10 protein-coding genes and 1 pseudogene are annotated in these 11032 nt (G+C 69.4%); 4 read left to right on the forward strand and 7 right to left on the reverse strand.

Annotated features, from left to right (window positions below; genetic code table 11):
* Nucleotides 1-73 precede the first annotated feature (73 nt).
* A complete protein-coding gene (locus tag ACFVZW_RS09865) occupies nt 74-1411 on the reverse strand; it encodes an MATE family efflux transporter (protein ID WP_384519232.1) in 1338 nt (445 codons plus the stop codon).
* A gap of 425 nt (nt 1412-1836) precedes the next feature.
* On the opposite strand from ACFVZW_RS09865, the gene dnaB reads away from it, so the two are divergent.
* Complete coding sequence (gene dnaB, locus ACFVZW_RS09870) at nt 1837-3324, forward strand: replicative DNA helicase (protein ID WP_384519234.1); 1488 nt, start codon at nt 1837-1839, stop codon at nt 3322-3324.
* Between the two features lie 79 nt (nt 3325-3403).
* Entirely contained in the window at nt 3404-4786 is a 1383-nt protein-coding gene (locus tag ACFVZW_RS09875; protein WP_384519236.1) for a serine hydrolase domain-containing protein, read from the forward strand.
* Nucleotides 4787-4873: 87 nt separating this feature from the next.
* Here ACFVZW_RS09875 and ACFVZW_RS09880 read toward each other — a convergent pair whose 3' ends face one another.
* The 4 genes from ACFVZW_RS09880 to ACFVZW_RS09895 all read right to left on the reverse strand — a co-directional run bounded on the left by ACFVZW_RS09880 (nt 4874) and on the right by ACFVZW_RS09895 (nt 7291).
* On the reverse strand, nt 4874-5326 hold the full coding sequence (locus tag ACFVZW_RS09880) for a GNAT family N-acetyltransferase (protein WP_384519238.1): 453 nt from the start codon (nt 5324-5326) through the stop codon (nt 4874-4876).
* A gap of 32 nt (nt 5327-5358) precedes the next feature.
* Nucleotides 5359-5817: a MarR family winged helix-turn-helix transcriptional regulator gene (locus ACFVZW_RS09885; protein WP_383549013.1), complete on the reverse strand. Its 459-nt coding sequence runs from the start codon at nt 5815-5817 to the stop codon at nt 5359-5361.
* A 78-nt stretch (nt 5818-5895) separates the two neighbouring features.
* The gene (locus ACFVZW_RS09890) at nt 5896-6759 is read right to left on the reverse strand and encodes a GNAT family N-acetyltransferase (RefSeq protein WP_384519241.1); all 864 of its coding nucleotides are present in this window, start codon (nt 6757-6759) and stop codon (nt 5896-5898) included.
* 4 nt (nt 6760-6763) lie between these two features.
* Nucleotides 6764-7291 (reverse strand): DUF2269 domain-containing protein, encoded by a 528-nt coding sequence (locus ACFVZW_RS09895; RefSeq protein WP_384519242.1) that lies wholly within the window; start codon nt 7289-7291, stop codon nt 6764-6766.
* A gap of 77 nt (nt 7292-7368) precedes the next feature.
* Between ACFVZW_RS09895 and ACFVZW_RS09900 the strand changes: the two are divergent.
* Both ACFVZW_RS09900 and ACFVZW_RS09905 read left to right on the forward strand, forming a co-directional pair.
* Nucleotides 7369-7884 (forward strand): annotated as a pseudogene (locus tag ACFVZW_RS09900) (HAD family hydrolase); the annotation flags it as partial.
* A complete protein-coding gene (locus ACFVZW_RS09905; RefSeq protein WP_384519303.1) occupies nt 7857-9284 on the forward strand; it encodes a globin domain-containing protein in 1428 nt (475 codons plus the stop codon). The pseudogene ACFVZW_RS09900 and the gene ACFVZW_RS09905, both read left to right, overlap by 28 nt.
* On the opposite strand, the gene ACFVZW_RS09910 is transcribed toward ACFVZW_RS09905, so the two are convergent.
* Both ACFVZW_RS09910 and ACFVZW_RS09915 read right to left on the reverse strand, forming a co-directional pair.
* Complete coding sequence (locus tag ACFVZW_RS09910) at nt 9281-9760, reverse strand: NUDIX domain-containing protein (RefSeq protein WP_384519244.1); 480 nt, start codon at nt 9758-9760, stop codon at nt 9281-9283. The genes ACFVZW_RS09905 and ACFVZW_RS09910 overlap by 4 nt on opposite strands.
* A gap of 35 nt (nt 9761-9795) precedes the next feature.
* Nucleotides 9796-10692 carry a LysR family transcriptional regulator gene (locus ACFVZW_RS09915; protein ID WP_384519246.1) on the reverse strand — a complete coding sequence of 299 codons (897 nt, stop codon included), beginning with the start codon at nt 10690-10692 and terminating at the stop codon, nt 9796-9798.
* Nucleotides 10693-11032: the final 340 nt, after the last annotated feature.

The raw sequence follows: 11032 nt of genomic DNA on the forward strand, positions 1-11032 counted from the left end.
AGCCGCTGACGGGCGGCCCCCACCCTGGGGGGGGGCGCCCCTTCCGCCGTTTCACGTGAAACACGTCAGCGGATCAGCGGATGGCTCCGGTGACGACCCACCGGCCGGAGCGGGAGCGCAGCCAGAGCGTCAGCATCCGGACGGTCATCATGAGTGTCATCGCCCACCACAGGGCCGTCAGCCCCCCGCCGAGTGCGGGGATCAGGAGCGCGACCGGGGCGAAGACCGCCAGGGTGAACAGCATGGCCCAGGCCAGGTAGGGGCCGTCGCCCGCGCCCATCAGGACGCCGTCGAGGACGAAGACCACTCCCGAGATCGGCTGCGACACGGCGACGACCAGCAGGGCCGGGAGCAGGGTGTCCTGGACCGTGGTGTCGCTGGTGAACAGCGGGATGAAGAGCGGGCGGGCGACGATGATCAGTGCGCCCAGCACGACGCCGGAGATCACACCCCACTGGACCATGCGCCGGCAGACCTGTCGTGCCCCCTCGGCATCGTCGGCGCCGAGATACCGGCCGATGATGGCCTGTCCCGCGATGGCGATCGCGTCGAGGGCGAAGGCCATCAGGCTCCACAGGGACAGGATGATCTGGTGGGCGGCGACCTCGGCGTCGCCCATGCGGGCCGCGACGGCCGTGGCGATCATCAGGACCGCTCGCAGGGAGAGCGTGCGGACGAGGAGGGGGACGCCGGCCTGTGCGCTGGCGCGTATGCCTGCCGCGTCCGGACGCAGGGAGGCACCGTGGCGTCTGGCGCCCCGGACGACGACGACGAGATACGCGACGGCCATACCGCACTGGGCGATCACCGTGCCCCATGCGGAGCCGGCGATGCCCATGCCGGCGCCGTACACGAGACCCACGTTGAGGAGCGCGTTGGCCGCGAAGCCGCCGATGGCCACGTACAGCGGTGTACGGGTGTCCTGGAGGCCGCGCAGGACGCCCGTGGCGGCCAGGACGACGAGCATGGCGGGGATGCCGAGGCTGGAGATCCGCAGATACGTGATGGCGTACGGGGCGGCGGTGTCGGACGCGCCGAAGAGGTCGATCAGCCAGGGGGCGGTGGGCAGCGTGAGCGCGACGACGGCTCCACCCAGCAGGAGCGCGAGCCAGATGCCGTCCATGCCCTGGCGGATGGCGGCCTGGAGGTCGCCGGCTCCCACGCGGCGGGCGACGGCGGCCGTGGTGGCGTAGGCAAGGAAGACGAAGACGCTCACGGCGGTGGTGAGCAGGGCCGCCGCGATGGCCAGACCGGCGAGTTGCGGCGTGCCGAGATGGCCGACAATGGCGCTGTCGACCATGAGGAAGAGCGGCTCGGCGACGAGCGCGCCGAAGGCCGGGACGGCGAGCGAGATGATCTCTCGGTCGTGCTGCCGGCGGGCGGCCTTGGGGGTCGGGGGAGCCTGGGTCATGGAGGCCAATCTAATCTTCCACAGGTAAGAGATGCAATGCAGTTGGGGTCCTTACAAGTAGCGCGCTCCGAGCTTCGACTGTGCGCCGTTTGTTCTGATCTTGATCCGGAGGGGAAAGTTTTTCTCCCCCACAGCCCGTGGATGGAAAAAGGCCAGGTCAGGGCTGCGAGTCGGGGGCGGCTATGAGTTTGTCCACATGGCTGTCCCCTGGTCCGTGCACAGGTTCTGCGGAGTTCTCCACAGCATCTGGTCGTTCACCCACAGGCCCTGTGGATAACCAGATTGGCTGACGGTGCCCGCGGGCCTACCGTGGTCCGGCGCACGACGCGCCAGAAGCGGAGTCAAAGCCTCTTGTTTGTCCGAGCCGTGGCGTAAGAAAGAGTGGCACGGCTAGGTCCGCGGAGCGGACGGGAGGAGGTGGCTTGATGAGCATTCCCGAGCCCCTGGACGACCCCTGGGCCGACAGCGGACCGAGTGACCGGCTGCCTGTCGCACGCCCCCGCGGCGAGGGCCGTGCACGCGGACGAGGCCGCGAGGACCAGCACGACCGCGGCAGCGACAGCGGCCCGTGGGACGGCGGCCTCTCCGGTTTCGAGCGGGTGCCCCCGCAGGACCTCGATGCCGAGCAGTCCGTCCTCGGCGGCATGTTGCTCTCCAAGGACGCCATCGCGGACGTCGTGGAGATCATCAAGGGCCACGACTTCTACAAGCCCGCCCACGAGACGGTCTACGCGGCCATCCTCGATCTGTACGCCAAGGGCGAGCCCGCCGACCCGATCACGGTCGGCGCCGAGCTCACCAAGCGCGGCGAGATCACCCGCGTCGGCGGTGCCTCGTATCTGCATACCCTCGTCCAGTCGGTGCCGACCGCGGCCAACGCCGCGTACTACGCGGAGATCGTCCACGAGCGCGCCGTGCTGCGACGGCTCGTGGAGGCCGGCACCAAGATCACGCAGATGGGATACGCGGCCGACGGCGACGTCGACGAGATCGTGAACTCGGCCCAGGCCGAGATCTACGCGGTCACCGAGCAGCGCACCACCGAGGACTATCTGCCGCTCGGCGACATCATGGAGGGCGCGCTCGACGAGATCGAGGCGATCGGCTCCCGCAGCGGCGAGATGACCGGTGTGCCGACCGGCTTCACCGACCTCGACCAGCTCACCAACGGACTGCACCCCGGCCAGATGATCATCATCGCGGCCCGTCCCGCCATGGGTAAGTCGACGCTGGCCCTGGACTTCGCCCGGGCCTGCTCCATCAAGCACAACCTGCCGAGCGTCATCTTCTCCCTCGAAATGGGCCGCAACGAGATCGCCATGCGCCTTCTCTCGGCGGAAGCCCGGGTCGCGCTGCACCACATGCGCTCCGGCACCATGACGGACGAGGACTGGACCCGGCTGGCCCGCCGGATGCCGGACGTCTCGCAGGCCCCGCTCTACATCGACGACTCCCCGAACCTGTCGATGATGGAGATCCGCGCCAAGTGCCGTCGGCTCAAGCAGCGCGCCGGCCTCAAGCTCGTGGTCATCGACTACCTCCAGCTGATGCAGTCGGGCGGCTCCAAGCGTTCCGAGAGCCGCCAGCAGGAGGTCTCGGACATGTCGCGAAACCTGAAGCTTCTGGCGAAGGAGCTCGAGCTGCCGGTGATCGCGCTCTCGCAGCTGAACCGTGGCCCCGAGCAGCGCACCGACAAGAAGCCGATGGTCTCCGACCTCCGTGAATCCGGCTCCATCGAGCAGGACGCGGACATGGTGATCCTGCTGCACCGCGAGGACGCGTACGAGAAGGAGTCGCCGCGCGCCGGCGAGGCGGACATCATCGTGGGCAAGCACCGAAACGGCCCCACGGCGACGATCACGGTGGCCTTCCAGGGCCACTACTCCCGCTTTGTCGACATGGCGCAGACCTGATCGGGTGTTCGCCGTCCTGAGCGTCCGCTCCGCGTGAAATGTGGTCGACTCCGGCGGGGCGACGGCGTTGGATCAGGGCATGACCTCACCCTTCGACACTCTGCTTCCCAGTACCGAACGAGCCTTGCTGCACCGCGTCGCCGTCGCCCAGTCCGAAGGGAGGTCTCCCTCCTTCGTCGGGGCGGTGGCCCGCGACGGGGCGATGGTGTGGAGCGGATCGCGCAGCTGTGTGGACGGCCATGACCCGGACGCCGATACGCAGTACCGGATCGGCTCCCTCACCAAGACGTTCACCGCGGTCCTGGTGATGCGGCTCCGGGACGAGGGACTGCTCGATCTGAACGACCCGTTGGAGAAGCACCTTTCGGGCACGGGCGTGGGCGATGTGACCATCGCCCAGCTCCTCGGGCACAGCGCCGGGCTTGCGGCCGAGACGCCGGCGCCGTGGTGGGAGCGGACCCCCGGCCCCGTCCGGCCGGAGCTGGCCGATGTCCTGGGCGACGATCCCCTCGTCCACCCGGTGGGACGTCTCCACCATTACTCCAACCCCGGCTACACGCTGCTCGGTTCGCTGGTCGAGGCGGTCCGTGGAGTGTCCTGGGAGGAGGCGCTGCGCGGCGAGATCCTGGAGCCCCTGGGGATGACGCGTACGAGCGCACAGCCGGTGGCTCCCCATGCCGGCGGCTGGGCCGTGCACCCCTGGGCCGATGTGATGCTGCCCGAACCGTCCGAGGACCTGGGGGTGATGGCGCCGGCGGGACAACTCTGGTCGACGGCCGAGGACCTCTGCCGTTTCGCCGGCTTCCTCGCCCAGGGCGACGACCGGGTGCTCAGCGCGGCTTCCGTCGAGGAGATGCGTACGCCGGCGGCGCCGCCGGGAGCCGGTGAATGGGAGGGCGGCTACGGCCTCGGCATCCAGCTGCTGCGCAAGGGCGGTCGGACGCTGGTCGGTCACACCGGCTCGCTGCCCGGTTTCGTCGCCTGTCTCTGGGTGAGTGTGGAGGACGGGGTGGCGGCGGTCGCGCTCGCCAATGCCACCTCGGGGCCGCTGACTTCGGTCGTGGCCAGCGATCTCGTGCGGATCGTGGCAGATGCCGAGCCCAGGTTCCCCGAGCCGTGGCGGCCCCTGCCCGCGGCCGAGGTCGACCAGGAGCTGTTGGAGCTGACCGGCCCCTGGTACTGGGGAACGTACGCGTACGGGCTGCGCCTGGGCTCCGACCGGAGTGTGATCCTCGAACCGCTGCGCGGGGCAGGACGTCGGGCGACCTTCCGGGCGTTGCCCGATGGTGGGTGGATCGGTCTGAACGGCTACTACGCGGGGGAGAAGCTGCGTGTGGTGCGGCGGGCGGACGGCTCGGTGAGCCACCTTGATCTGGCGTCCTTCGTCTTTACGCGGGAGCCGTACGAGCAGGGCGACGCGGTGCCCGGCGGGGTCGACGAGGCGGGCTGGCGCGGCCTCTGATCGGATGTTTCACGTGAAACAGGACGCCGAGGTGCCCTCGGCGTCCTGTGCGCTCCGGTCGGCCGTGGTCGCGTCCCGGGGTCGCCGTCAGAGGCTCAGCTTGAAGCCCAGATGCGAGGCCTCGAACCCGAGGCGCTCGTAGAAGCGATGGGCGTCCGTGCGGGTGGTGTCGGAGGTCAGCTGCACCAACTGGCAGTTCTGGCGCCGGGATTCCTCGATGGCCCACTCGATGAGGCGGGTGCCCAGGCCGCTGCCTCGTTCGTCGGCGTGGATACGGACGCCTTCGATGATCGACCGTGTGGACCCGCGCCGCGAGAGCCCGGGAATGATCGTGAGCTGAAGGGTGCCGACGACCTTGTGGCCGCGCACGGCCACGACCAGATGCTGGTTCGGGTCCGAGGCCAGTCGCTCGAAGGCCGCGGTGTACGGGGTGAGGTCGTCGGGGGACTCGCGCTGGGCGCCCAGGGGGTCATCGGCGAGCATGGCGACGATGGCCGGGAGATCCTCGACGGTGGCGGGCCGTATCTCAAGATCGCTCATGGGGCGCAGAGTACGCGCGGGACCCGTTCCGGCTAGGCCGGAACCCACATTCCTTCGACGACGCGGACCAGGGGAGTCAGCTCCGGGTCCTTCGCGGCTTCGTCGAGCGCCTCGCGCAGCGCCCCGTCATTGGTGGGCCGTGCCTCGTCGAGCAGCGCCATGCCGGCTTCGGTGACATCGGTGTAGATACCGCGTCGGTCGGTGGCGCAGAGATAGCGGGTGAGCAGGCCGCGGTCCTCCAGCCGGGTCACCAGGCGTGTGGTGGCACTCTGGCTGAGTACGACGGCGTCCGCGACCTGCTTCATCTGGAGATGGCCGCCGGGCCCGCTGTGCTGGCGGCTGAGGACGTCCAGCAGCGAGTATTCGCGCATGCTCAGACCGTGGTTGGCCTCCAGCGCGCGCTCGATGTGGGATTCGATCCTGCCGTGCAGCAACGAGAGGGCGCACCAGCCCTGGGAGAGGGCGGTGAGGGCGGGGTCGGTCGCGGTCATGATCTCTCCTCGGTCCGGAGCGGCTTCTCCCAGAGTAGACGATGACTGCAATAGCCCGCGTGTGCAATTACTTCCTGCTTATCCCGCCGCCACCGTGAGAGGGGCGAACCGGCGGTGCCAGTCACCCGGAAGCCCGTCCAGTGAGCGCACCATGACCGCGTTGAACGCGATCGGGGCGAGGCCGTTCGTCTTGAGCCAGCGCAACAGCGACTCGTGGCGTACGTCGATGTCCGTGCGCAGAGGGCGGTCCGTGGCGGTGGCCAGGGAGGCGACGAGGGCCTGTGCCGTCGCCGTGTCCCGGGCGATCAGGGGGCCGATGACATGGGTGTCCATGTTGGGCCAGGCCGCGGCGAAGCCGGTGATCTCGCCGTCGGTCTCGCTGACGCGGAGCAGATCAGCGAAGGCAGGCAGGCGGGTGATCATGTGGGTGCGGTCCAGGCCGAAGATCTCGGTGTCCAGGTGCAGGATCGCCTGGAGGTCCTCCGCCGTGGCGGGTCGGGTCGGGATGTCCGGGGCCGGTTCCGTCGCGGTGAAGCGGCCCGTGACCATCTCCGCGCGACCCGTCTGGACGAAGCCCAGCTGCTCGTAGAGAGGTTGCCCGTTCGGGGTCGCATGGAGCGTGAGCGGGGTGTCTCCGGCCTGCTCCAGCACATGGACCATGAGCCGGCGTCCCACGCCCTGGCGGGCGTACCGCTCGGCGACCAGCACCATGCCGATCGCGGAGAGCCCCGGCCCGTACGAGGTGACCACGCAGGCCGTGACCAGCCCCTTGCCGGCCGGGTCGTCGATGCCGTAACCGGTCCCGGCGGTGAGTAGCAGGCTCCATTTGTGTTCCTCGCGGGGCCAGCCTCGGTCCTCGGAGAGATCGGCGCAGGCGGTGAGGTCGTCCACGGTGAGGCGTCGGATGGGGAGCTGGTCGAGCGGGGAGGGCGAGGTCGACATGGGCTCAGGCTGTCCGACGTACTGATCGTCCGTCCACCGCTTTAGGAGAACTCGCGCCGGAGCGCAGGCGACGACCTCTTCGGGTCAGCCCCCATGGCTTCAGGATCGAGATCGCCGTCATGAAGAGATAGGCCGTCGTCGACACCGTGGGTGCCGCCACCAGACTGATGTCCGGTACCCCGGCTGCCGCCGCGTGCTCGATCTCCGGGCGCAGGGCGAAGACGGTCGCTGCCGCGGTGGCCATCGTGATCCAGAACTTGATCCAGACCCAGCGATGCCGGGCGAGACCCCAGGGTGTGCCCAGCGACAGCACCAGCCCGCTCACCAGGGTCACGACGGCGACCGGAGCCAGGAGCCAGTCGGCGAAGACCTTCATCGCACGGTAGGACGCCTCCGTGAGGGAGGGATCGCCGGTCGTCCAGGCCGTGATCCCGAGCGTCAGCAGTCCCACGCTGAGCCCGAGCCAGGCCACGGAAACGGCGACATGGAGGACGAGGAGAGCCCGCCGAGCGGGACGCTTGAGATGTTTCACGTGAAACACCGTGCCGCCCGGCCCCCTCGTCTCGCGTCTGACCGTCGGAGTAACCGCACGTACTAGCCTCGGCGTACATGACGACTCTCCGGGGCCGAGGGAGGCTTCATCTCTTCGATCTCGACGGCACCCTGATCCGAGGTTCGGCCGCGGCCGTCGAGATCTCTCGGCAGTTGGGGCTCAGCGAGGAGATCGCCGCCCTGGAGCAGGGGTTTCTGCTCCACGGGCTGACGCCGGACGAGTTCGCCGTCCAGGCCCGCGAGCTCTGGTCCGCCCTCACCCCGGAGCAGGTCACCGCCGCCTTCGAAGGGGCGCCCTGGCTGGCCGGCATCCGTGAGGTCTGGGCGGACATCCGCGCTCAGGGAGACCGCTGTGCGGTCATCACGCTCTCGCCGGACTTCTTCGTCGAGCGCCTCCTCGACTGGGGTGTCGACTCGGCCCACGGTTCGCAATGGCCCTCGGTTCCGTTCATGGCACCTATCCACCGCCCGGGGATTCTCAATGCCACGGCGAAGGTGAGCATCGCCCGTCGACTCTGCGCGGAGTACGGGATGGGGTTCGAGGACTGCGTCGCCTACGGGGACTCGATGTCCGACGCGGAACTCTTCGCCGTCGTCCCCATGACGGTGGCGGTGAACGCGGACCGTCATCTGGCCGGACTCTCCCGCCATGCCTATGCGGGGGGAGATCTGCGAGAGGCGTACGAACTGGTCCGAAAAAGCGCAGCCTAGCCTCACTCCCGGGGCTAATGCCCGAGAATTCCACTTTCTGTCCGAACCGGTGGTCGAACCTGCCAAGCTGCGGCGACAAGAGCCGCTTGCGCGAGGCGAGGCACACGATGGAAGAGGCCGTGCACGACGACGGCGAAGCACCGCCCCGGATAGCTCCGGAACCGTCCCCCGACGCGATGCTCATTCGCCGCACCCTGGCCGAGATCGCGCCCGCCGCCGACAAGGTGACCTCGTACTTCTACGCGTTGCTCTTCGTCCGCCACCCTGAGCTGCGCGCGATGTTCCCCGCGTCGATGGACACCCAGCGCGACCGCCTCCTCAAGGCGCTGCTGACGGCGGCCGAGCACTTGGACAACGCCCCCGTACTCACCGAGTACCTCCAGAACCTCGGCCGCGGACACCGCAAGTACGGAACCCAACCGACGCACTATCCGGCTGTCGGCGAGGCTCTGATCGGCGCGTTGATCCGGTACGCCACCCTGACCTGGAACGAGGAGACCGAGGCCGCCTGGGTGCGGACGTACACGACGATCTCGCAGATCATGATCGACGCGGCGGCCGAGAACGAGCGGCATGCGCCCGCCTGGTGGCAGGCGGAGGTCGTCTCGCACGATCTGCGGACCCCGGACATAGCGGTGATCACGCTGCGGCCCGATCAGCCGTACTCCTTCCTCGCCGGCCAGTACACGACGCTGGAGACCCCCTGGTGGCCGCGCGTATGGCGGCATTACTCCTTCGCCTCGGCGCCCCGGCCCGACGGGCTGCTCTCCCTCCACGTCAAGGCGGTGCCCGCCGGCTGGGTCTCCAACGCCCTGGTCCACCACGCCCGCCCGGGGGACGTGCTGCGCCTCGGTCCGCCGGCGGGGTCCATGACGGTCGACCATTCCACGGACAACGGACTGCTGTGCCTGGGCGGCGGCACGGGGATCGCACCCATCAAGGCGCTGGTCGAGGATGTCGCCGAGCACGGGGACCGGCGCCCCATGGAGGTGTTCTACGGCGCGCGCAGCGGCCATGACCTGTACGACATCGACACGATGATGCGGCTCCAGAAGACATACCCCTGGCTGTCGGTGCGGCCGGTCACCGAGGACCAGGCCCAGCTGCCGGACGCGGTGAGGCAGTACGGCCCGTGGAACGAGTACGAGGCCTATCTGTCGGGCCCGCCCGGCATGATCCGGCGCGGGGTGGCCACCCTGCGGGGGATCGGTATCCCCGCAGAGCGGATCCGCCACGACCTCCTGGCAGAACTCGCGTCCTAGCCCAGGTCTGGGGCATGCATCGCGCGGACACCCTCGATATTGCCGTCCAGGTAGTGACGCAGGGAGAGCGGTACGAGATGGACGGCGGCGATCCCGACCCGGCTGAACGGCACCCGGACGATCTCGTACTCGCCGCAGGGCTCCTCGATCTCGGGGCCGTGTCGCAGCGAGGTGTCCATGGACTCGAGCCGGCAGACGAAGAAGTGCTGGACCTTCACCCCGGAGACACCGCCGTCGACGATGTGCTCGACGGTGTCGACGAAGCAGGGGACCACGTCGGTGACCTTGGCGCCGAGCTCCTCGTGCACCTCGCGGTGCAGGGCCTCGACGACGGTGGTGTCCGAGGGCTCGACTCCGCCGCCCGGCGTCAGCCAGTACGGATCCACCCCCGGTTTCGTGCGCTTGATGAGGATGAGGTCGTTTCCATCGAGCAGGATGGCGCGTGCGGTGCGCTTGACCACAGGACGTTCGGTCATGGGAAGAAAATGGCCCGCCAGGGGTGTCCTGAAACTCACCAGTCCGTAGAGGCCCGCAGAAGCCAGTCGTGTGCCCGCGCGATGTGCGGCAGCGCGAGGGTGCCGGCGCGGACGATCAGGAAGTACGTCCGCAGCGGGGGAACCGGCGGATCGAGCAGCGCCACGAGACGTCCCTGCTCCAGAGCGTCCTCGCACAGATAGCGGGGCAGCACGGCAAGGCCGGCCCCGGAGGCCGCCGATTCCAGGACGGCCCGCAGATCGGGCGCTATGACGGTGGCCGCCGCGGCCGGCTTGGTCTCGAACACGGCCGCCCAGTAGCGGGAGACGAACGGCAGCGACTCGTGCACCTCCACGACCGGCAGCTGTTCCAGGACGACGGCGCCCTTGCGCAGCAGCACCTCGGGCGCGAGCCGAGCGGCCCACCGAGGCGCGGCGACCAGCACGTGCTCCTCGTCGCAGAGCGGGGTGGAGGTCAGCAGCCCGCCGCGCGGCCGGGCGGCGGCGATGGCCAGATCGTGGTGGCCCGCGGCGAGGCCGTCGAGGATCTCCTCGGTGTTCCCCGCGAAGGAGGCCCGGAGGGCCAGCCCTTGGGCGACCAGGGGCGTGAGGGCGGGCAGGGCACGCATCGACGTGAACTCGGGAGGCCCGGCGAGATGGAGCGTGCGAACGCCGCTCTCCTCGTCCACGCCGGTCTCCGCGATCTCGACGAGCGCGTCCAGATGCGGGGCTGCGCGGTGGGCGAGTTCGTCGCCGATGGTGGTGGGGGTGACACCACGGGCCTGTCTGAGGAAGAGCGGGCGGCCCAGCTGCCGTTCCAGGGTCCGGATCTGGCTGGTGACCGCGGGCTGCGAGAGTCCGAGGAGTGCCGCGGCGCGGGTGAAGGAGCCGGCCCGGTGCACCGTGACGAATGTGCGCAGCAGGGCGAGATCCATGTCCGCCCCCTCCCGGCCGTGCGGCCGTTCGACTCAGGCGGTCGGCTGACGGCGCCCTCGGGACCGTCCAACTATAAATAAGTCGATAGGTCTCTGTCGCTACCGTGATTGGACACTGACGCAGAGTCAACTAGCCTTGGTCAGGCGGTTCTCCGCGCGTGGAACCGGGGCGTTCCGAGCCATGAGGGGGGAGGCTCGGAGCGCCCCCTTACCTGGGCGGCGGCGGGGGGGGCCGGGGCGCGGTGGGGGGGGGGCGGGCCGCCCCAGAGACTCTCGGGGTGGGTGTGTGTGACTCTGGCGGAGAGTGTGAGTGTGGGCGGGCGTGAGAGCGACACAGGGG

It is taken from the genome of Streptomyces sp. NPDC059567 (assembly GCF_042735655.1).
Taxonomy (GTDB): domain Bacteria; phylum Actinomycetota; class Actinomycetes; order Streptomycetales; family Streptomycetaceae; genus Streptomyces.

Bases quoted from the DNA above. Each gene is read 5' to 3' on its own strand.
- ACFVZW_RS09865 (WP_384519232.1), bottom strand. From the start codon at position 1,411: ATGACCCAGGCTCCCCCGACCCCCAAGGCCGCCCGCCGGCAGCACGAC.
- dnaB (WP_384519234.1), top strand. From the start codon at position 1,837: ATGAGCATTCCCGAGCCCCTGGACGACCCCTGGGCCGACAGCGGACCG.
- ACFVZW_RS09875 (WP_384519236.1), top strand. From the start codon at position 3,404: ATGACCTCACCCTTCGACACTCTGCTTCCCAGTACCGAACGAGCCTTG.
- ACFVZW_RS09880 (WP_384519238.1), bottom strand. From the start codon at position 5,326: ATGAGCGATCTTGAGATACGGCCCGCCACCGTCGAGGATCTCCCGGCC.
- ACFVZW_RS09885 (WP_383549013.1), bottom strand. From the start codon at position 5,817: ATGACCGCGACCGACCCCGCCCTCACCGCCCTCTCCCAGGGCTGGTGC.
- ACFVZW_RS09890 (WP_384519241.1), bottom strand. From the start codon at position 6,759: ATGTCGACCTCGCCCTCCCCGCTCGACCAGCTCCCCATCCGACGCCTC.
- ACFVZW_RS09910 (WP_384519244.1), bottom strand. From the start codon at position 9,760: ATGACCGAACGTCCTGTGGTCAAGCGCACCGCACGCGCCATCCTGCTC.
- ACFVZW_RS09915 (WP_384519246.1), bottom strand. From the start codon at position 10,692: ATGGATCTCGCCCTGCTGCGCACATTCGTCACGGTGCACCGGGCCGGC.